Raw genomic sequence first — 20,890 nt, 5'->3', positions numbered from 1 at the left:
GGCTCCTCAAACCACGCCCCCTTGACACCTGCGAGTTTCAAGGAGCCGTGTCTCCGCTCAAAACACCCACTGCAAACATACGAATGACCAAGCCAAGATCATCGCGCTCACAATGGATGAAGTGGCTTGTTTGCCCGCGATTTGCAGGGCAAATGTCCACTTGAACTCCTTGCCAATGGTCCATAGCGTGACCAAGCACGCGGACAATGTGGAAGCGAGATACACCGCCACAAACAACTGGATGATGGACAACGTGGAGAGGATGTCGCCCTGGTTGAGCACCAGCATGCCGTCTTTGCGAATGATTGAGAACAAAACGGCAGGCGCGACAGTAGCAGGTAGATGGAACAAGACGAACACTGGCGCGAGCGTGATCGAAAGCCAGTCGATGATGTGAAATTCATCGAGAATCGCCGCGATGAGGCAGATGAGCAAAAAGGTCGGCATGGCCTGCAGCATGAATTGCTTGACAAGCGAACGAACCCGGAACGAGACACCCTTCCAGGTCGGACGCTGCAGAAATGTCCGCCTTGGCGTCTCTGGGAGGCTCATGTCGCCTTTGTTGAAAATCCGCGTGTGCAATGCGCCAACGATAAACACAAGCACAATGTATGGAAAGAATAAAAATGGCTTCCCCGCCGAACTGAATAGGGACAATGTCGATCCGATGGTGTAACTGCAGGCCGATCCGAATGCGATGAGGGACACACACTGCTTGCGGGAACACGCGCCGCAAGCCCGACTCTGCAAGACGCCGACCACGTTGCAGCCAAAACCCGTCAGGACTGGAATCAGGTCACGGCCTTCCAGCCCGATTTTTTGCAGCCATGGATCAAGCGCGTCCGTGATGCGGTCCTTCAATCCCATCTCTTCGGTCACCGCTACACTGATCCCAATAAACAGCACAACGGGAAATGCCCATAAAAACGAATATGGCCCGAGTGTGAGCAAACCGTAGTTACCCACGGTGAGCACCTGCAGCCAAGCCGGGGTCGCGCCCATGACATCGCGCAGGGGATTCAATATCCAATCATCCACGTAAGGCTGGGTCACATTTGCGAACAGGTATGCGGCAAACACCGGAACGCCGAATAGCAGAAAAATCAAGAGCAAAGAGAGCCATGATCCCACTTTCACTCGCTCGAGCACAGTGTTCGGCGGATCCATACTCGCCAATGTAAGTTGAAACAGTTCATGGAATGGCCGCGGCATCGGTTTGGCGGATCGCACGGTTGCTATGGTCAACGCCAGTTTATTTTCCTCGAAATCTCGCGCGTTCACCGAGACAAAGGAAATGCCGTGTTCCCGACAAAACAATTCGACGGCTTGCTTGAACGGCGGCGGCGTTTTGTCTTCAAACGTGAAAATCACCGCCACGCGATGATTGTGCATGTGCACTTCGCGGGAAAGCAGATTCATCTCCGCGGCGACATGCGTCCCGCGAATCACAAAGACAATCACATCTCCTTGCTGCACCGCTTGCAGGGCCATTCTCGTTGTTTCACTGTCCGTTTTTTGCCGTATGCCTGGGGTATCAACAAGCACAATGTCTGTGCCGTTGATGGTTCCCCTGCGACAAACGACGGTGGAACCTCGGAAGTTGGTCTCTTCCCCCGTCGCATAATTGGTCAGTTTGGCAAACAGCGTGGATTTTCCCGCCGACTCCATGCCGACCAAAACTGCGGTCAATTCGTTTGCCTCTAGCATTCGCATTTCACCTCACAGCAGCTCAAATCATCGAGATACATGTTGTTGCGCTGGTAATAGGCAATGACTGACTCTGGCACGGACATCCCCAAACGCTTGCCGATCTCCTCCGCCACCACTGCAAACCGTTGCCTAAATTTATAGATGAAACACAGGATGACATTGCCGTGTTTCACACTCGGCCCGACCACAAACAGCCCAGGCGTCTTGGTGGATTCGTCATGCTGGTTGAGCGCCGCCTCTCCGGCCTGCTCCCAGTCAAAATGATCAGAAATTGCCGAGAGTCCCCCGCGAAATCCAGTCGCGCAAATCGGCTGAGTCAATTGTGTCCACGTTTCGCCGTCACTCAAGTGAATTCGGTAGATATCCCCCGTCTTCTCCACACGTGTGACACGCAAATGTGGCTTGATGGTCAAGCGACCGCTGGCGCTGGCCTCTTCCAAGCGCTGATATGTGAAGGGAGACAATGTGAGGCTGGGATCGACCTCGTCATCATCTTCCTCCAGATGATGCTTGCCCGACGTCACCACAGTGACCTGTTTGCCCAATTGGACAAGATGGTCGGCCGCGTCCATCCCACTCTCGTTCCCGCCGATGATCAGAAAGGCTTCCCCCTCTAGTTCAGCCCAAGTTTGCACCTGGCTATTGTGCAGACAATATTGTTCGCCTGCGAAAGCATCCTCTCTCGGGTATTGGAATTCTCCAGCCGCCCAGACGACAAAACGGCTGTCGATCACGCCAGCGCCCGTTTGTATCTGAAACAGCTCATCTTTTTTGTGAATCGCCTGCACATCCATATGCTCGGCGACCGGAACGGCAAAATGCCGGGCAATGGCCTCCAGATATTCGGCGTATTCACACCCCGACATATGCTCTTTGGCCAACGTATACCCAGGGGAGGTGTCTGGCACGATGGCGTTTAAGTCCAATGCGCCAAATCCTTGTCCGGGAAAAGACGGCGTGATAAACCGCATTTCCTGCGGCCACTTTTGAAAGGAAGCGCCGATGGTTCCCCGCTCAAGAACGACAAAATTGGACACGCCGAGCTGGCTGAAGATGACGCCCATCCCAATTCCAGCCGCGCCTGCGCCGACGATGACGACATCGTATGTATGCCTTGCCTGCGTCATTTGGTTCATTCCACCCATCTAGAAAGTAAAATTGATCGACTTGCGGCGCCATTCGAACTGCGCTCATCGTCCCGCATTTGCACGGTTTACGGAACCCATCGCGCCGAAACCCGCCACTTTGCGGTCATTCACACTTGACGCTGTCTTCAGCTTGAACTCCCGAACCATAAATCGTAATAATTTCGGTTTATTCTACAGCAGCTCAACGCGCGTGTAAATAGTAATTAATACGATTTATATTTCGTTCTCTGATCATCCGACGTACTGCCCACTGCGTATTGGAGTGTGAACAACGCCGGCGTCAAATCTGGTGATACAGTGGTGGTGCTGGGCTGCGGGCCTGTGGGTCTCATGGCGCAAAAGTTCGCCTGGATGAAAGGCGCCAAACGCGTCATCGCCATCGACAATTTGCCCTATCGACTAGACCATGCGCAAAAAATGAACAATGTGGAGACATTTAATTTTGACGAACATGAAGATGTCGGCCTATACGTCAAAGAGCTGACTGGTGGCGCAGACGTTGTCATTGACTGCGTCGGCATGGATGGCAAAAAGACCGCCATGGAGGCCATAGAACAGAAAATCAAGCTCGTGGGCGGGACATTGAGTCCCATTAAAATCGCGATGGATACCGTGCGGAAATGCGGCACCATTCAGCTTACAGGGGTGTATGGATCAAAATACAATCAGTTTCCGCTCGGAAACATTTGGGAGAGAAATATCACCCTCAAAATGGGACAAGCGCCCGTTATTCACTATATGCCCATGCTGTTTGACATGATTCGTGAAGGCCAGTTCGATCCGACAGAGATCATCACGCATAAAGCTCCCCTTGAGCGGGCGAGTGAAATGTATAAAACGTTTCATGACCGGGAGGACAACTGTATTAAAGTCATTTTGAAACCAGGTATGTAACGTAGGTCCATGGCACAGAGTGGAATCTCATGTCCAGTTTCTGTGCCCTTTTGTCTGATATAAAGATTCATCTAGCCAACTGACCTGAAACCCTATACCGCCGCTTTTCAATCTGCGGCATCGCACTTCACCGCCATTTCACTGGCGCCCGTCTCCACGCACGCTTGTATCTTTGCCATTTTCCTCTGAAGTTTTTCACATGAACGCTCCCGCGCAAGTACATTTTTAGATACAGTGAGGTTCATTAACTCGCGCTCAATGGCGCCTAACGCCGCTCGAATCGCCGTATCGCGCCTGAGGTCACGCTGCTGGGTTGCCAGCTGTTTCTTCACTGCATCAATCTGCTGAAGCAACGTATCTATGTGCGTTTTCGTTTCAAAGTACCGTGCCAAAGCGAAGTGGACACACCAAAAAGCAAATAGCAACACGGGTACCAGACCATAGAATATATACATGCGCTTGCGACATCTCCCGAATTTGACAGCGCCAGTTAGCGTACATCAACTGTCCTTCGTCCACAGACTTTTCGATAAATCGCTTCGTACTCGCTAACCCTGTCCTGAATCTGAAAGTGTGTGCTGGCACGAAGTCGAGCATTCGTGGAGAACATCTTGTAGCGTGATTCGTCGCGAAGTAAATACAGCGCATCCCGCGCCATTTGATTTACATCCCCCACGGCTGCCAAAAAGCCGGTCACGCCGTGTTCAACCACTTCCGGTATCCCTCCAGCCACCGAGCCAATGACTGGAATTCCACATGCCATGGCTTCCAACGCCACGAGACCGAAACTTTCTTTTTCCGAAGGGAGAAGCAGCAAGTCTGCCGCCGCGACGAGCGGGGCCACTTCATCCTGTTTTCCCAAGAAGTGCACGAACGGTTCCAGATGTAGCGCGTGTACCCTTTGACGCGCACGACTGTAATCAGGGCCTTCCCCCACAAGTACGAGCTTTGCGGGCATCTCCTGCACAATACTGGCAAAAACATCGATGACATCGTCAATTCGTTTCACTGCTCTGAAATTGGACATATGCAGTATGACTCGCTCGCCAGGCTGTGCGAGGGAACGACGAATATCCACGCCCGCTCCGGGGCGAAAAACGTCAGTGTCAATAAAATTGTATACACACTCAATATCTTTGTCCGTCTCAAACAACGCTTTCGTCTGGTCAATCAAACTGCGACTCACCGCAGTGACCGCATCGCTTTTTTCCAATCCCAGTTTGATGACCTGTTTCAAACGCTCATCCTGCGCAAGCACGGTCACATCTGTCCCATGCAGTGTCGTCACAATCTTCACGTCTCTTTGTGTCATCTGTCTGGCAAGATAGGCGCAGACCGCAAACGGCATGGCATAGTGCGCATGGATGACGTCCAAGTCGTATTCATCCGCGACTTTCGCCATCAGCGCAGCCAACGAAAAATCATACGACGGTGTACGCAAAACGGGATATGTGGTGACGAGCGTTTCGTGCAGATAGACATGCTCCACAAATTCTCCCAAGCGAAATGGAACATCCGTCACCATAAAGTGCACCTCATGCCCTTTTTGGGCAAGCGCCTTTCCTAACTCAGTGGCGACGACGCCTGATCCGCCTACGGTCGGATAACAACTGATGCCAATACGCATGATTCATTCCCTCCCCTCACCGCGTTCCAACCATTGCGCTGTTCAATGATTGATCTAAATCCGTTATTGAGTATATAGTAATATATATATATTATAAAATTTATGCAAACGAGTTGGAGCGGAGGAGCCTTACGTTGTCTTCAAGCGCACTTGATACCGCGATAGGTTGTGTGGCGATTTGTCTATTCGCGGGATTGCTCGCAGCGGCTGTCAAACGTTGTATCAACCTTGGTCATTTCACGGGAATGCTCGCATCGCTTGGGTTTGTTGTCTCAGGCTTGCTGGGGCTGTTTCAGCCAACAGAATATGTGTCTATCGGCCATGGCGCTTTTACGTTCGCGACACTGAGCTTTCGCATGAATGCTATAGCAGCTTTTTTTGTGTTGCTCATCGGCATCGTGGGATTGTGCACGTCGATATACGGTATCGGCTACGTGAGGGAATACACCGGTCGCAAGTCTGCATCCCTGCTCGTGTCCGGCGTGCTTATTTTTCTGGCGACCATGGTTTGTGTCGCGCTTGCTGGGAACGTGTTCACCTTTCTCGTTTCATGGGAATGTATGTCTGTCATCTCATTTCTTCTGGTGATTTATGAACATGAGCGACAGCAGGTACAGCGCGCCGGATTTATCTATGTGGTCATGACGCATGTCGGAACGGTTTTTTTGACGATTTCCTTTTTGCTATTGGCCAATTACACCCACAGCCTCTCATTTCAGCATATGGACTCGGCACATATGCCGCTGGGAGTCAAGTCACTGGTTTTTCTGTTCGCGCTCATCGGCTTTGGGACAAAGGCTGGCCTCGTGCCGCTGCACATCTGGTTGCCGCGTGCCCATCCAGTTGCGCCCAGTCATGTTTCAGCGCTCATGTCTGGCGTCATGCTCAAAATGGCGATGTATGGCTTCCTGGTTGTCGTCTTTCAATTTCTAGCGAGCGGACCCATTTGGTGGGGGATGCTCGTCGCCTGTCTTGGCGCGATCACGGCTCTGTTAGGCATTCTTCACGCTCTGAGCCAGCGTGATCAAAAACGGATGCTGGCATATAGCAGCATCGAAAACATGGGGCTCATCTTCATGGGACTTGGCATCAGCCTGATTTTCCTGTCTTTGCACGACACCACATTGGCGGCATTTGCACTGCTCGCCACTTTCGTCCATGCGCTCAACCACGCGCTGTTCAAGAGCCTTTTGTTCCTGAGCGCAGGCGCGGTGCTGTCTGTGACGCACACACAGAATATGGATCAGCTCGGCGGCCTCATGCGTCGCATGCCATGGACGGCGGCATTTACGCTGGTCGGCGCCCTGTCCATTGCTGCGCTGCCCCCGTGCAACGGATTTATCGGGGAGTGGATGTTATTCCAGTCGGCCTTTGGCCTGTCCACTTCGGCGCATGCCCCTTGGGTCAGTGTTTTTGCGATTTTGCTGGTCGGCGCGCTGACCATGACAGGCGCGCTTGTGGCAATGGCCTTCGTACGTTCATTCGGGATGACCTTTTTGTCTTTGCCGAGAAGCGAACACGCGCAAAAGGCGCATGAGGTGGCGCGCTCCATGCGCATCGCCATGGCTGGATTGGCTGGGCTATGTCTATTGATGGGCATCTTCGCGACGAATTGGATTCGCCTGCTCCAAGGTTTGGCGCAAGAAATGACGGGTGTGCGCCCAATGACAAGCCCGCTTCATTTCGCGTTTCAACATGTAGGAAGCGCCAACGCGCGCCTCTCAGTGGTCTCGGTTGTCTTGACCGCTGTGGCGGCGCTCATCTTGATATGGCTCATCACCCGTTTTACGGGGCAACGCACATCTGTCGTCCGCGACGAAACCTGGGCCTGCGGGGAGACGTTGACACCGTTGATGACCTACACGGCCAGCGGTTACAGCAAGCCGATTCGAATCGCCTTTCGGAAAGTGATTCAGCCTGTTCGTCTATTGCGCCGCACCGAGGGGAGTGACTACTTCCCCGCTAAATACGTGTATAGCAGCAGAATCAACGCATTTGCGGAAACATATTTCTATCAACCGGTTGTCGGCGCTGTACTGCGCATCGCCCGCATCGTGCGCCGCGTTCAAAATGGACAAGTTCAAAGTTATCTGGCGTATTTGTTCATCGCGCTCATTGTGGTTCTGCTACTGGTGAAGTGAGGTCAAAAAGACATGATGCACGTCGTACTGTCGTTCGTTCAAATCATCTTTCTCGTCGGTGTTGCGCCACTGATACAAGGCATTGTCAAAAAGACAAAAGCGCTGCTTCAAGGCCGCCATGGCCCGCCCATTTGGCAGCCTTATTACGATTTGCGCAAGTTTCTGCGCAAAGATGAAGTGGTGTCCACCCACGCCTCATGGCTCTTTCTCATCACACCGTATGTGGTCTTCGCGATCACGCTGACGATTGTCGCGATGATTCCTGTGTTCACGACACAGGCGCTGCTGGCCGCTACGGGTCAACTGCTGCTGGTCGTCTATTTATTTGCGCTGGCTCGCTTCTTTACGGCGTTGGCGGGCATGGATACAGGCAGCTCATTTGGCGCAATGGGTTCGAGTCGAGACATGTTTGTGTCCGCGCTGGCCGAGCCGGTTCTGTTTGTGACCTTGCTGTCCGTATCACTCCCCACGAAAACGACGAATGTCACGTTGATGACCGAACGGATGGTTGCAAATCATGCCCTGCTTTTATCACCGACATTTTACTTGGCATGCTTGGCGTTTTTCATTTTGGTGGTGACTGAGACAGGGAGAATTCCCGTGGACAACCCAGATACGCATTTGGAGTTGACCATGATGCACGAAGGCATGCTGTTGGAGTATTCCGGGAAACGGCTGGGGTTGATGATGTGGAGCGCGTGGATCAAGCAAGTCCTCATGTTCACCCTTCTCATCGACTTCTACTTCCCCTGGGGCATCGATAGCCGCGGGCGCGGATGGCTGTTGTTGGCGAGCTTGGCCGCTTTCTTGCTGAAGCTCATCATGCTTGCCGTGGTGGTGGCTTTCGTTGAAATGTCCTACGCGAAAATCCGGTTTTTTCGCATTCCAAGATTGCTGTCGGCGGCATTTGCCTTGTCGATGATCGCCATCGTAACCGAGTACTTGATATAGGGAGAATCCGGTATGACGCTCTTACAAGCATTATCCATTGCGCTCGTCCTGACCACACTCGCGCTGCTCTGGGTCAAACACATTGCGACCGGGATCAAAATCCTGTCTGTCCAATCGCTGATTCTAGGTGTGATGGCGCTCATCATCGCCAGACAGACGCACACGGTCGATCTCTATGTGATGGCGGGACTCACCATTCTGATGAAGGCCATCGGCATTCCCTGGATTCTTTGGTATACACTCTGCAAGATTGGCACGCGGCGGGAAACGGAGAAACTGATTGGCCGTGAATTCTCCTTGCTGTGCGGCGGTGGATTGCTGGCGATTGGATATATCGTATCGAATCGGCTGCACATCGCGACGCCGAACGCGAACCATGCATATTTGCCGTTGTCCATCGCGATGTTGCTCATTGGTTTATTCATCATGATGACGCACCAGAAAGCGATTATGCAGGGCATTGGGCTTGTCGTGATGGAAAATGGCTTGTTTCTCATCGCGCTCGTCACGACTTACGGCATGCCCTTCCTCATTGACATCGGCGTGTTTCTTGACGTGTTTGTGGCCATGATTTTGATGAGCATGCTGACGTATCGCATCGACCGGACATTCAAGAGTACGCACACAGAAAATCTGCGCAGGCTGCGGGGGTGAGAAATGGTGGCTTTACTCGCTGTAATTGTGCCCATCATCACAGGGTTGCTTGCATTCATCAGTCCAGCTCGACTGCGTGAATGGATTCATTTGGCCGGCAGCATTGCCACGAGCCTCATCGGGCTTGGCTTGGTTTGGCAAGTTGCCAAACATGGCGCGATGACAAGCCATAATCAGTTTTTTCACATTGACGCGCTCAGCGCAATCGTGCTCATGATTGTTGCCATTGTCAGTTTGACGACTTCGCTTCACTCCATCGGCTACGTCCGACATGAAGAAGCGCACGGCCTTTTGAACGATCAACAGAGCAAACAATACTATCTATTTTATCACTTGTTCATCGCCACAATGGTATTCGTCGCCGTCGTGAACAACATGGGACTGCTTTGGGTCGGCATTGAGGCGACCACCATCGTATCTGCGTTCTTAGTCGCGTTATACAAAAAAGGGGAAGCGCTCGAAGCGGCGTGGAAATATCTCATCATCTGCAGTACGGGCATTGCATTTGCACTCTTGGGCGTGATCATCCTCTATGCTTCGTCTGTGGCAAAACTTGGCGCGAGCAATCAGGTGCTGAATTGGACGGTTTTAGCTGACGCGCACCTGATGCTACAGCCAAATCTCGTCACGTTGTCCTTCGTGTTCATCATGGTCGGGTTTGGCACTAAAGTTGGGCTGGCTCCGATGCACTTTTGGCTGCCTGACGCGCATAGCCAGGCGCCATCGCCAGTCAGCGCCTTGTTGTCGGGCGTTCTGCTCAACTGCGCGATGCTCGGACTCATCCGCTTTGGCATTGTCGCCGAACACACACTGCATAATCAGTTGATTCAACATCTGTTCATCGGATTTGGACTGTTGTCTGTCGTCGTCGCCTTTCCCTTTATGCTCGTTCAGAAAGATTTCAAGCGAATGCTGGCCTTTTCAACCGTCGAACACATGGGCATCATCGCCGTGGCGCTTGGCATCGGCGGCTCCTTGGGTTACTCTGCGGCATTACTGCAAATGTTTAACCATTCCATGGGAAAATCGATGTTGTTTTTGTCTGCCGGAAACGTGAATCAGAAATATAAAACAAAGCAAATACCGCGTGTATTTTCCTTGCTTCGCATCATGCCGTTTACGGGTGTGGTGTTTCTGGTCGGCACATTGGCCGTGACAGGTGTTCCGCCGTTCAATATTTTCACCAGTGAATTAGCCATCTTTGTCGCTGGTTTTAGGCAGGGACATGCGCTTGCAACGAGCATACTGATTTTCTTTATCGCTTTGATCTTTGCGGCCATGATGTTCCACGTCACAAAGATGAGCTTTGGAGCAGAAGGCGGAGAGCGAGTCACAAAAGGGGAAATCAGTCGCTGGTCTGCCATTCCGCTGGTGTTGCCCCTACTCTTTGTGGTTGCGCTCGGCTTATATATGCCCGAGTCGTTTACCCAATTGATTCACCATGCGTCGGTGATTCTGACAGGAGGAAATGATGTATGAGCCCCATTCGTGTCGCTGTCCCGCCACACGAACTGCCAGACGCCTGCGCGGCAGTCATCCATCAGCGCGGGCGTTTCATCACCATGGTCGCGTCCGATGAATGTGAATGCGGCGTTGATCGCTTTGTCGTACGCTATCTATTTGCGCAAGAGGGAAGAACAGAGCTGAGCGTGATCGAAAGTGTCGTGCCGGAACAGGAGCCGACCTATGCTTCCGTGGCGTCCATCATCCCGGCCGCCGCTTGGGCGGAGCGAGAAGCGTATGATCTCTTTGGCATCCGTCCGCTGCAGCACCCGGATTTACGGCCTTTGGTATTGCATGAGCACTGGCCTGAAGGGGTCTTTCCCCTGCGCAAAGACTCCCCTTTGACAGCCATGCCGCCACGGGAGAACACGCGCCCGTGGTCATATCCAAAAGTGGCAGGGGAAGGCGTCTTTGAGGTCCCAGTCGGGCCAATTCACGCGGGCGTCATCGAACCGGGTCACTTTCGGTTCCAGGTGATGGGCGATTCCGTGCTTCACTTGGAGGCAAAGCTGTTTTATACCCACCGAGGGATTGAGAAGCGCAGTGAGAGCATGCCCGTTACAGACGGCTTGCAGCTTGCTGAGCGCATTTGCGGTGTATGCAGTGTCTCTCATGCGTTGTCCTATGCCCAAGCCATTGAGAACATTGCAGGCGTAGACATTCCAAGACGAGCGGCCTATCTACGCGTCTTGTTTGCTGAACTGGAGCGGTTGTATAACCATGTCGGCGATATTGGCAACATGTGCGTCGGCATTGGTTACGCTCCTGGCATCAATCGCGGCGCGCGCTTAAAAGAACAGCTGATGCAATTGAATGATATAGTCATTGGGCATCGCTTTCTACGAGGCTCCATTGCGCTCGGCGGCGCGGCTGCAGATGTGAGTGCTGAGAAACGCGGGTGGATCAAAGCTACATTGGGCCGTGTGGAAGCGGAATTAGAGGCAATTGTGGATCAGATCTTATCCCATGATACTGTCGTGAATCGCTTTGCGAATACGGGCGTCTTGCCTGAACAAGTCGTGCGTGATCTCGCGGCTGTCGGGCCTGCGGCGCGCGCTTCGCACTACGATGTCGACACGCGTCGTGATCTACCTTACGCAGCGTACAGGGAATTAAACTTTGAGGTTCCCACCTTACCCGAAGGAGATGTGTTAGCCCGATTCAAACAAAGATTTCTTGAGGCCAAACAGTCCTTCAGATTGGTCGAACAAGTCATAGAAGGCATGCCTGATGGAGATATCCGTGTGCCGCTTGGAAATTTACCGCCGTATGACTTCGGGATAGGTATCACAGAGTCCCCGCGCGGAGAAAATGTCCATTTGGTGATGACCGGACCCAATCACAGCATCTATCGCTATCGCGTGCGTTCAGCGGCGTATGCCAACTGGCCCGTTGTGCCATTTTGCGTGCCGGGCAATATCATTCCGGACTTTCCGCTCATCAATAAGAGCTTCGAACTGTGTTATGCATGTTGTGATCGCTAATTTGCCGCAGACACTTGTTATTTTGAGAGAGGACGCTAAAGTTGATTGCAGTGATAAAGACGATTTGGTTCACAGATGAACGTCAGCGCGCCACGCGCGAACAAACGGAACAGCAAAGGGGGAGATGGGTTTGACCGGGATCGAACAGAGATTGACCTCCGGCATTCGGCATATGTTTGGCCGCTCCCTGCACATCCGTCATATCGATGCTGGCTCGTGTAATGGTTGTGAATTTGAGACGATGGCGCTCATGAATCCGGTGTACGACATTCAGCAGTATGGCATCGACTTTGTCGCATCTCCACGACATGCGGATATGCTGCTTGTCACTGGAGGCGTGACCCGCAACCTAGAAGAAGCACTGAGAAAAACATATCGCGCGGCTGCGAGTCCCAAAATATTGGTTGCCGTTGGTGCATGTGCCTGTGGCGAAGATCTGATTGGCAAGACATACGCCAACTTTGGCGGAGTAGACAAGATTTTCCCTGTATCCGTGTATGTCCCCGGCTGTCCGCCACGCCCACAGGCGATTTTAGAGGGAATCTTGCAGGCAATTGAACGGACGCGCGAATTGAAATCTCCCCCGAAAAGGAACTGATGTGTATGCTGCATGAATTGCAAACATTTAAGGCTGAATTTTTTAAAGCATTGTCAAACCCGCTCCGCATCCGAATTTTAGAGTTGCTGCGCGACGGTGATAAATATGTACACGAACTGCAGGAGCACATGGGCGTAGATAGTGCTGTGGTGTCACAGCAACTCGCCATATTGAGGAATAAGAATATTGTATTGGGTGTCAAGGATGGAACCAAAGTGATGTACTCAGTGAAAGATCCGCTCCTGTTTGATTTGCTGGATGTCGCAAAGCAAATCTTCAACAACAGTCTGAACAACACCATTCAACTGCTTCAAGATATGAATCGGGAAGAGGATTGACCCGCAAACGGTGTTTGATGGGCGTCTCTCTGTGACTTTGATAGATATTCGACGTGACAATTTGATTTTATTGGTCACTGCAAATTTGACTTTTGTGGCACCAGAACGGAATCTCATGCAGATTTGCGGAAATCCAGTTTCTGTGCCCCTTTCTGATCGTTGGTGTTTAAAACATCGTCGAGATTAATTCGCACTTTCTAGCTTGCGGGACTTCATGCCAAATTTCTTGCGGATGAGAGCGACGATCCCGGTGAATAGTGGGATTCCCACCCCGACCGCAAGCGCTAAGTATAGATAAATACCCCCAATAAAATGGTAAACCTCTTCTCGCGAAGCCTTCATCAAACTGAGGCTGATTGCGGCGATGAGCATGACCGTCGGAATGAGGTACGCATTTTGCCGTTTGGCATCAAATAATCTTGCTAGGCCCTTGGCTATTGCAAATGTGAACATGGATATTCGAAAGAAACTTCCGATTGTCCACAACGAAATTCCTACGATATCCATACGCTCAATGATGTTCGTCACTCGAATATACTGAATCTCAGTGTACGTAGGAAACGCCAAATTTCTAGCCATGTTTTCGCCAAACGTCATGATGGGGCCGGTCACAGGAGAAATAAACATAAAAAACAACACTGTAACCAAGAGCCAAGCCTGTTTGGGGAGTTTCTTAGGATCCCTTGCATGTTGGGTAATACAACAAAACGCCACGAGTTCTGAAAACATCGCTATGAAAGGCAATGCCCCTAAAAAGATAGGTGTCATACCCCGCTCGAAAATGGGAAATATCTGCGTAAAATCTTTATCACCCGTGGATAAGACACTGGCTAGTATCCCAAGCACCATCAAAATGGGTAATAAAAACTGCATCGTCCGACCAATTACTTCAACACCAGAGTGAACAACCCAGAAAATGAGTATAAATTCAGCCAACAAAAATACGGACGGAGGCGTTGTTGGATAGATCACATCCATAAAATCGCTGAGGACTTTGATGGTTACCGCCACAGCAATCATGAAAAACATGACATAAATGGATGTGATCAACCGACCGAACCATTTACCGAAGACGGAATGAACATGGTTATATAGCCCAGAATCCGAACTTATCGCGAATTTAAGGTGAATATAAACAATGCCGATGCCAATCAACGCCGCAAGAATGAGCGAGATCCAAGCATCTCTTCCTGCATAGAGTATGGACAAGTGCACGTAAACAAAATGACCAAACGCAGTGGAGGAGGCAATCACAATGATGAAAATTTGAATATTTGATAATTGTTCTTTCGTTTTACTCATGACACCCACGCACCTATCGGTTGTAGCGGACTTTGTATCCATTTTAGAGGGTCCGGAAGAGAAGGATTGAAGAGATATAGCGCAGTGATGATAAACCCGATGCTAAATAATGTGCTATAGACGACCCATTGTGTTCTACTCGCCTCCGCGGCAAGTATACGATAGTCAACCGAAAAGGTCACAACGAGAATGAGCATCAGTATCAAGAGGGTACCAAACATTAGGATGCTCCCCTTTGCAAGCTTGTTCCTTGAGAACCGCGTAGTGATGGACCTGTTAGACCACTGTTTCGAATATCGACATCGACGCGTACCGTTACGGGCATGCTGCTATACGTTTCACGCCAGTGTTTCTCCATTTTTGCCCACATCCTCGGATGCTTTTTGTCTATCAGATCACTAAATCCAAACGAATCAGCATGATACTTGTGTTGGAGCGTATCCATTGTGGACTGTATTTGGCTCGTTACTTCTTTTGTAATAGCTGAGCGCACGAGTTGAATATTCTTCGGATCATTTAAATTTAAAGGCGTGCCATTTTCCGATATGTCATATTCAGATCTCGTGTGTATATCAATGCGTGGTTTTCCGTTGATGATTTTAATTGACCGAGTCGTATTGTTACCAAGCATTCTCCCCGTGATATAACCAGGGGTACCCGGGATATTAACGGTCGATTCCTCCCGCTTCGCTCGACCATATATCCAGATAAAGCCACGAAGTTGCGCGCTCCCCAACCAGCCTACAAGTTTGTCTTTTTGAAATATCGCAATACGTGTTAAAGCGAACGCGCCAGACGGGTTATCCGATGCATCATACAACGTAGAGGTTTGTTCGATTCCCATTGCAAAAGGATCCCCCTTTGAGGTCAATCGCTGAAGGAATTGTTTCGCGTCCACTTCTGGAGTGGCGCCGTTTCGCTCCAAATCTGAAATGGCGTCAGCCGGCAAACGATTTAGTGGATAAGGCCTTTCTAAAATGGACTGAGCAGTGCCATGATAGGCGATGACAATGTAAGTCCGAAGACGAGATTGGGGATTGCGAAGAATCTCGTCCGCCAAATCATATACACCATGTCTGGCATAATCTTCGCCTAGGATAATGACTCTACGCTGGCCAACAAACAACTTACGCGATAATCTTTTTCGCATGATGTCTTGCGTTGCCAGCGCATTAGGGCCTTCTGCTTGCTCAAGTACATATGAACCAGTTGAGCCCGTTGATGTTGTTGGCGTCCCACCCCCGCTTGTTCCCAACTCACTTGGCCGAGCAATCTGTAACATGCCCCGAAAGGTCGGTTGCTGTGAATCGTCATGTTGGACCAGATCCATGCCACTTGCGACAACAATGGCCAGTTGATCGATTTCTGTCGCATCCCAGCAGCCGGTGCACAGTGTCGATAAAGCGAGGATTGCAACACAAGTAAAAGCGCGAATGCCCACAATAATCACCTCACTACGACTGCGGTTTGCGCTTAGGAAGACCTGGCATCCGATTCCGAGGGCGTGTTGCATCCGTTTGTCGGCGTAGATTCAGTTTGCTGGTCTGTCTCGGTCTTAGTTGCATTGCCCATTGAGGCACACGTATCATCACGTCCTTCATACCACCTTTAGTAAACGGAGAAACGGGTGACAAGTATGGAACACCAAAAGATCTTAGGCCACTGAGATGGATAACAATCGCAAGTGTACCCACCACAACCCCAAATATACCCAAGAAGGCTGCCAAAAGAATCATTGGAAATCGAAGCAAACGAAGTGTAATTGCGAAATTATAACGTGGAATCACGAAGGAACCTATGCCAGTAATCGACACGACAATCACCATAGGCGCTGAAACAATTCCCGCTTGGACAGCAGCTTGACCGATGACGAGCGCCCCGACGATGCTGATTGTGGAACCGACTGTTTTCGGCAACCGAACACCCGCTTCACGGAGGGCCTCAAAAGTAATTTCCATAATAAAGGCCTCAACTACCGCAGGAAACGGGGTCACTTCTCGTGCTGCCGCAATAGACAAGAGCGCCTTTTCCGGTAACAACTCTTGATGAAACGTGGTAATCGCTACGTATAAAGACGGTAAATACAAATTGATGAACAAAAAGCCATAGCGGAGAAACCGAATTGCATTTGCGATCATGTACCGTTCGTAGTAATCCTCCGAGGCTTGTATTGCACCCCACAGATTGCACGGCACGATTAAAGCAAATGGAGAACCGTCCGTCATTATAGAAACTTTTCCCTCAAGAAGCGCAGCTGTAACAACATCGGGACGTTCGGTGTTCTGTACCTGTGGAAACGGTGAATATGCATTGTCTTCAATCAGCTCTTCAATATAACCAGAATCAATGATTCCGTCTATTTCGATCCGGTTGAGGCGAGTTCGTACTTCTTCGACCACACCTGGCTCCACGATTCCCTCGATGTAGCAAATTTTAACTTTCGTTTTTGTATATTTTCCGACCTCAAGGTTCTCTATCTTGAAATGCTCGGTACGCAGCCTACGCCGAAGCAGAGAGAGACTTGTACGAACACTTTCATTGAATCCCTCACGGGGACCACGAATGACAGCTTCTGTGTTCGGTTCCTGAATTCCGCGGTCTTCTCCGCCACCTGCGCACAAAGCAAGCGCCCCAGCTTCGTGATCAACCAGCAGAAGCACGTTCGTTTCTTTGACAATCATTCTAATCGCGTCCGAGAATGTACGTACTTGTTGGGTGCTCGAAATCGTAATGTAATCCTTAGCAATCGCTTCTAGAGAAAGCGTTGGAACAGATTCTTTGAAAGGATTTTCCGCTTTTGTCAGTGGAGATAAAATGTCAGAATCAATCAGTTTCGTATCTGACAATACGTCAATGTAAATAATGACTGCATCTCGGCCATCGAGGATTCGAAAATCATGAAAAATAACATCAGAAGAATGGTCAAAGACAGACCGGAAGAATTCTAGATTCCATTCTAACCGATCAAACAGTGGGATCTCAGAAGACACTTCATCGTTTGAAGCGTGTGTATCGTGTGTATCCGTTTGTTTTGATTCATATAATTTGATTCGATGACGGCCTCGACGTGTGTGCGTTCGCATTCATATGCTCCTCTAAATTATAGAAGGTTCTTGCATTATGAATGCCCAAAAATGTTATTATTATCCAAATGATTGTTTTCTCAAAGCGCACCTCACTTCTCCTGAAAACATGGGTACAGTTGCAATTTCTCCTCTGACCACAATGCGCTGACAAGCGCGTACAAGCGTTGCGATACCGCCACGAGCAAAGGGTATTGGCTGCTTTTGTTTCTCTCTGCCATGGCCAAAAGCGCCGCCAGCCGACTGACAATGCGCGCGCGCGTGGAGGCAATGCCCCAAGTATGGCGCTCTTCCAGCGCGCTCTTGAGCAAGCCACGCAACGTGTGCCATGTCCAATAAGCGCAAGCCGCGAACAACTCTTCTTGAAATGTGGCATCGTCGGCCGCTTCAGCGCAGCCCTGCATCAGTTCCTTGCGGTAAATGTCCTCCATCTCGGCAACCAACGCTTCGGGAATCAGCCCTACACACCAACAGGTGGGAAACATGATATGCCCATATACCCCGTCCAACAGGGCATGCTTGTATCCCGCGAATTCGTAGTCGATGAGCTTCGTCGTTTCGCCGTCGCACAGCCAATTGTCTGGACATGGATCCCCATGTGAGAACGCATAGAATGGCCCAGGTGCACGCATCTTGCGCTCGATGCTCGATAACGCCGCATAAAACGCTTCATCCACTTGGATATCCACTTGATTGGCCGTCTCAGCGAACATGCGACGGACATCATCGGCGATATCACGCGGCTTATTGGCGGAATGGACCGATGCCAACTCGGCGCGAATTGCGCGATATTCCGGCTCCCGCCCGATTGTGCGCGCGTGCATTTGACCAAGCGCCTGGGCAAACGAGCACAAAATGGCTTTTGCTTTCAACTGCGGTGCCATCGAGCAAGACATCATGAATCCCTTTGGCATCCTTGATGTCTTCAATCAGCAAGAGCCCGGTTTGCCGATCCCCACCGAAATACCGCGGGCTAATCGACACACCGAGTTGGGAGAGGAACTGCACGCCTGCCCAATCGTTAAAGATGCCGTTGCCGTGCAACGCTTGTTTGACGATAACGGATGACGGAAGATCCGGGTGATCACCCTGTATTTCGCATCGGTATACCTGATTTCGGCGTTCTTCATCCGTGATGCGCGTTACGGTGGCATGCACCACACACGCAAACGCATTTGCGAGAATCCGCTCCACCACTTGCTGGACCGCTTCTATCGACATCATTTCAGTCGTATTTGCCATATGTCGCACTCCTATGTACCGCAGTTGTCTTCCTTCTACTCATCAAGCAGTATCGACTTGGGATGACGGCGGATGTTGGTCATGACATTCTCTGTCAACGGGATGTCCAATTCCTCCAAAGCCAATAAAACTGCCCCCACCTGACTGGAAAATACAGATTCGACAACATGATAGGATTTATTCGCGCTTTGTATCTGCAACCGCGCTCCCGTGGCCAATCGCATGTATCGACTGCGGATGACACTGCCGATGAACGCGACATCCACCGACGCGGTGCCGAAGTGACTTCCAATTAACCGGATGCCGACGGATAGCTCATCTGCGGCGCGATCACACGCGCGTTTGGCAATGGGGACGCCCTTCATTGCAGCCTCGGTGATGATGGGCGCCAGTTGCCCCACATGCGCCCAATCAACCTCATGAGCGCCCGTGTTTTCGTACGTCAGCATATCGCGCAGCATGTCCAGCGTCGGTACCTGCCAATGATCCAACACTTGCGCGATCAACGGCTCATCTGCTGGCGTGTTCTCCCCAGCCAGGATTTGAAAAATGGCCGCATACGCGATATGCCGCGCACCAGAGTTCGCGTAATGCTGCATATCATAATTTCTGATATGCCGCCTTGCGTCCGTAACCCCGTAAACGACGGAACCCGTTCCCGATATCACGATGATCCCGGGATTGGATTGCAACGCGCCTGCATGCGCGATGACCGCGTCGTTGACATGCCTGCGACGGCACTCCACCCCCGGCAATTGAGTCAAGGATCTCGCCCACGCCTTGTCATTTTCACAATTCAATCCAGCGATGCCCGCGACAATGCAAGCCACATCCGCGAACGTGCGCTGGCTCGCCAGGACGACATCGGCGATTGCGCCCTGCACATTCTGTAATGCGTCCTGATGCTTGTCCAATCGCGCTGTGCCACTTTCAACATATCCAAGTATATTCCCCGTCAAATCGGCAGCCATGACGCGCGTAGATGTCCCGCCGCCATCAATGCCGATCACGATCTCTTGCGTCAAATCTTCACTTCTCCTCATGCCACACCAAACTCATACTCTGCAGCCCAAATTGTATCCGATGTCATAGATAGCTCTAAGTATACACGAAAACATCGCTTCAAACGGCGCTCATATTTTCCAGCGGTTGCGGTGCAATCGTACGATGTTGTGGTTGGTATGTGGGTAGCAAACATTCATATCGAAAAATAGCACCAGGTTCACCGTTCGGTCGATCCTCACATGTCTTTTCTCCTCAACAATTTTCTGAATTGTAATTTATAATAAAAATATCAACTCTCTGGAGGCGATAGAATGGAAACGCGCTTTCCGTGACGAGCGTGAACTTGAACCCGCACAGGTACAGGGAGAAGCGTCCCGTAGCTTAGAGTGATATGCTCCCCTTTCTCTTGCGCCGTTTCCAGTGCAAATTTACATGATCATCCCCCACAAAACTCACCCCACCAACGAAAAAATGACAGAAGTCTGCTACGCTAGAGCGTGATCGAAAAATGATAGCGAAATAATGGAGGATATATCATGCTAGGCAAAACACATATGGCGATTGGGGCGGTCGGGGCAGCGCTCGTGTCTCCGATTGTATTACAGACGAAGTGGGTCGATATCAGCCACTTTTTTCAAGGCAACTGGTCGCACATTCCTCACACTTTAGGCGCGGAGGCCGTGCTGGTGAGCGCGGCCGTGGCTGGCAGCTTGATGCCGGACTTGGATCAGGCGGATTCAACGATGGCGCGCAAAGTCGAACGCCTGGGCCAAGTGATCATGTTTGGACTGTTGGCGCTGTTAACTTTTCTCATGCACGTGCAGACACACTGGTATGTTTGGCTAGGGGCGCTGTTTATTTCATGGGTGCTTGGGGAGAGATCCGACATTGCGCGCATGATCGGCCTGTGCGTCATCGCCGTCGGTATCCTGTTTTGGGGCATCCAGCATGAAACACATCTGTTGGGCACCATTTTCATTGGGGTGTGGGTTTTGTTTGCCATGCTCACCGGGCACCGAACATTTACCCACAGCGCGTTGGGATGGGCGCTGTTAACGGCTGGATTGCATATGTCATTCGGACAAATGCATCCCTATCCACAGATGTGGAAAAACGGTGTGATCGGTGTCAGCGTTGGTTATGGCCTACATCTCATCGCCGATGCGTTTGCGGGTGGGGTGCCCATCGCGTGGCCCATCAAAAAACGGCA

General features: G+C 51.0%; 18 protein-coding genes and 1 pseudogene. 9 read left to right on the top strand and 10 right to left on the bottom strand.

The window, feature by feature from the left end; translation table 11 throughout:
* Window positions 1–57: 57 nt before the first annotated feature.
* Together ACFSB2_RS04780 and ACFSB2_RS04775 are read right to left on the bottom strand one after the other, a co-directional pair.
* Complete coding sequence (locus tag ACFSB2_RS04780; protein WP_377941699.1) at window positions 58–1,707, bottom strand: nucleoside recognition domain-containing protein; 1,650 nt, start codon at window positions 1,705–1,707, stop codon at window positions 58–60.
* Window positions 1,701–2,837: an NAD(P)/FAD-dependent oxidoreductase gene (locus ACFSB2_RS04775; protein WP_377941697.1), complete on the bottom strand. Its 1,137-nt coding sequence runs from the start codon at window positions 2,835–2,837 to the stop codon at window positions 1,701–1,703. Before ACFSB2_RS04775 ends, ACFSB2_RS04780 begins: the two co-directional genes overlap by 7 nt.
* A 255-nt stretch (window positions 2,838–3,092) precedes the next feature.
* On the opposite strand from ACFSB2_RS04775, the pseudogene ACFSB2_RS04770 reads away from it, so the two are divergent.
* Window positions 3,093–3,752 (top strand): annotated as a pseudogene (locus ACFSB2_RS04770) (zinc-binding dehydrogenase); the annotation flags it as partial.
* Window positions 3,753–3,859: 107 nt separating this feature from the next.
* Here the strand turns inward: ACFSB2_RS04770 and ACFSB2_RS04765 are convergent.
* A complete protein-coding gene (locus tag ACFSB2_RS04765; protein ID WP_377941695.1) occupies window positions 3,860–4,207 on the bottom strand; it encodes a hypothetical protein in 348 nt (115 codons plus the stop codon).
* 35 nt (window positions 4,208–4,242) lie between these two features.
* Window positions 4,243–5,379, bottom strand: a complete 1,137-nt coding sequence (gene bshA / locus ACFSB2_RS04760) for an N-acetyl-alpha-D-glucosaminyl L-malate synthase BshA (RefSeq protein WP_377941693.1) — start codon at window positions 5,377–5,379, stop codon at window positions 4,243–4,245.
* 134 nt (window positions 5,380–5,513) lie between these two features.
* Here bshA and ACFSB2_RS04755 point away from each other — a divergent pair, with 134 nt between their 5' ends.
* The 7 genes from ACFSB2_RS04755 to ACFSB2_RS04725 all read left to right on the top strand — a co-directional run bounded on the left by ACFSB2_RS04755 (window position 5,514) and on the right by ACFSB2_RS04725 (window position 13,048).
* Complete coding sequence (locus ACFSB2_RS04755) at window positions 5,514–7,520, top strand: proton-conducting transporter transmembrane domain-containing protein (protein ID WP_377941692.1); 2,007 nt, start codon at window positions 5,514–5,516, stop codon at window positions 7,518–7,520.
* A gap of 12 nt (window positions 7,521–7,532) precedes the next feature.
* Window positions 7,533–8,471 carry a respiratory chain complex I subunit 1 family protein gene (locus tag ACFSB2_RS04750; protein ID WP_377941690.1) on the top strand — a complete coding sequence of 313 codons (939 nt, stop codon included), beginning with the start codon at window positions 7,533–7,535 and terminating at the stop codon, window positions 8,469–8,471.
* Window positions 8,472–8,483: 12 nt separating this feature from the next.
* Entirely contained in the window at window positions 8,484–9,125 is a 642-nt protein-coding gene (locus ACFSB2_RS04745; protein WP_377941689.1) for a hypothetical protein, read from the top strand.
* A gap of 6 nt (window positions 9,126–9,131) precedes the next feature.
* The gene (locus tag ACFSB2_RS04740) at window positions 9,132–10,604 is read left to right on the top strand and encodes a hydrogenase 4 subunit F (protein WP_377941688.1); all 1,473 of its coding nucleotides are present in this window, start codon (window positions 9,132–9,134) and stop codon (window positions 10,602–10,604) included.
* The gene (locus ACFSB2_RS04735; protein ID WP_377941687.1) at window positions 10,601–12,112 is read left to right on the top strand and encodes a hydrogenase large subunit; all 1,512 of its coding nucleotides are present in this window, start codon (window positions 10,601–10,603) and stop codon (window positions 12,110–12,112) included. Before ACFSB2_RS04740 ends, ACFSB2_RS04735 begins: the two co-directional genes overlap by 4 nt.
* Window positions 12,113–12,242: 130 nt before the next feature.
* Window positions 12,243–12,710: an NADH-quinone oxidoreductase subunit B family protein gene (locus ACFSB2_RS04730; RefSeq protein WP_377941685.1), complete on the top strand. Its 468-nt coding sequence runs from the start codon at window positions 12,243–12,245 to the stop codon at window positions 12,708–12,710.
* A gap of 5 nt (window positions 12,711–12,715) precedes the next feature.
* Window positions 12,716–13,048 carry an ArsR/SmtB family transcription factor gene (locus ACFSB2_RS04725; RefSeq protein ID WP_377941683.1) on the top strand — a complete coding sequence of 111 codons (333 nt, stop codon included), beginning with the start codon at window positions 12,716–12,718 and terminating at the stop codon, window positions 13,046–13,048.
* 183 nt (window positions 13,049–13,231) lie between these two features.
* On the opposite strand, the gene ACFSB2_RS04720 is transcribed toward ACFSB2_RS04725, so the two are convergent.
* The 6 genes from ACFSB2_RS04720 to ACFSB2_RS04695 form a co-directional block, all read right to left on the bottom strand.
* Window positions 13,232–14,350 (bottom strand): GerAB/ArcD/ProY family transporter, encoded by a 1,119-nt coding sequence (locus tag ACFSB2_RS04720; protein WP_377941680.1) that lies wholly within the window; start codon window positions 14,348–14,350, stop codon window positions 13,232–13,234.
* 220 nt (window positions 14,351–14,570) lie between these two features.
* The gene (locus tag ACFSB2_RS04715) at window positions 14,571–15,791 is read right to left on the bottom strand and encodes a Ger(x)C family spore germination protein (RefSeq protein WP_377941678.1); all 1,221 of its coding nucleotides are present in this window, start codon (window positions 15,789–15,791) and stop codon (window positions 14,571–14,573) included.
* Between the two features lie 13 nt (window positions 15,792–15,804).
* Window positions 15,805–17,433: a spore germination protein gene (locus ACFSB2_RS04710; protein WP_377941676.1), complete on the bottom strand. Its 1,629-nt coding sequence runs from the start codon at window positions 17,431–17,433 to the stop codon at window positions 15,805–15,807.
* Window positions 17,434–17,525: 92 nt separating this feature from the next.
* Window positions 17,526–18,257, bottom strand: coding sequence for a phosphotransferase family protein (locus tag ACFSB2_RS04705; protein ID WP_377941673.1), 732 nt, complete (start codon window positions 18,255–18,257; stop codon window positions 17,526–17,528).
* Window positions 18,178–18,675 (bottom strand): hypothetical protein, encoded by a 498-nt coding sequence (locus ACFSB2_RS04700; RefSeq protein WP_377941670.1) that lies wholly within the window; start codon window positions 18,673–18,675, stop codon window positions 18,178–18,180. The genes ACFSB2_RS04705 and ACFSB2_RS04700 overlap by 80 nt, the downstream gene beginning before the upstream one ends.
* 35 nt (window positions 18,676–18,710) lie before the next feature.
* A complete protein-coding gene (locus ACFSB2_RS04695) occupies window positions 18,711–19,700 on the bottom strand; it encodes a BadF/BadG/BcrA/BcrD ATPase family protein (protein ID WP_377941668.1) in 990 nt (329 codons plus the stop codon).
* A gap of 516 nt (window positions 19,701–20,216) precedes the next feature.
* Here ACFSB2_RS04695 and ACFSB2_RS04690 point away from each other — a divergent pair.
* Window positions 20,217–20,890: metal-dependent hydrolase (locus tag ACFSB2_RS04690; protein ID WP_377941667.1), on the top strand; the 674-nt coding region annotated here is incomplete at its 3' end.

The sequence above is a fragment of the Alicyclobacillus fodiniaquatilis genome, assembly GCF_042678105.1.
GTDB classification, from domain to species: domain Bacteria; phylum Bacillota; class Bacilli; order Alicyclobacillales; family Alicyclobacillaceae; genus Alicyclobacillus; species Alicyclobacillus fodiniaquatilis.
The sequence above is the reverse complement of the archived record's forward strand: the minus strand, read 5'-3'. Positions and strand labels throughout refer to the sequence as shown.

Excerpts from the sequence above, each read along its gene's own strand:
- bshA (WP_377941693.1), bottom strand. The coding sequence starts at position 5,379 with ATGCGTATTGGCATCAGTTGTTATCCGACCGTAGGCGGATCAGGCGTC.
- ACFSB2_RS04775 (WP_377941697.1), bottom strand. The coding sequence starts at position 2,837 with ATGACGCAGGCAAGGCATACATACGATGTCGTCATCGTCGGCGCAGGC.
- ACFSB2_RS04765 (WP_377941695.1), bottom strand. The coding sequence starts at position 4,207 with ATGTATATATTCTATGGTCTGGTACCCGTGTTGCTATTTGCTTTTTGG.
- ACFSB2_RS04720 (WP_377941680.1), bottom strand. The coding sequence starts at position 14,350 with ATGAGTAAAACGAAAGAACAATTATCAAATATTCAAATTTTCATCATT.
- ACFSB2_RS04745 (WP_377941689.1), top strand. The coding sequence starts at position 8,484 with ATGACGCTCTTACAAGCATTATCCATTGCGCTCGTCCTGACCACACTC.
- ACFSB2_RS04705 (WP_377941673.1), bottom strand. The coding sequence starts at position 18,257 with ATGCACGCGCGCACAATCGGGCGGGAGCCGGAATATCGCGCAATTCGC.
- ACFSB2_RS04780 (WP_377941699.1), bottom strand. The coding sequence starts at position 1,707 with ATGCTAGAGGCAAACGAATTGACCGCAGTTTTGGTCGGCATGGAGTCG.
- ACFSB2_RS04710 (WP_377941676.1), bottom strand. The coding sequence starts at position 17,433 with ATGCGAACGCACACACGTCGAGGCCGTCATCGAATCAAATTATATGAA.
- ACFSB2_RS04700 (WP_377941670.1), bottom strand. The coding sequence starts at position 18,675 with ATGGCAAATACGACTGAAATGATGTCGATAGAAGCGGTCCAGCAAGTG.
- ACFSB2_RS04735 (WP_377941687.1), top strand. The coding sequence starts at position 10,601 with ATGAGCCCCATTCGTGTCGCTGTCCCGCCACACGAACTGCCAGACGCC.
- ACFSB2_RS04750 (WP_377941690.1), top strand. The coding sequence starts at position 7,533 with ATGATGCACGTCGTACTGTCGTTCGTTCAAATCATCTTTCTCGTCGGT.
- ACFSB2_RS04725 (WP_377941683.1), top strand. The coding sequence starts at position 12,716 with ATGCTGCATGAATTGCAAACATTTAAGGCTGAATTTTTTAAAGCATTG.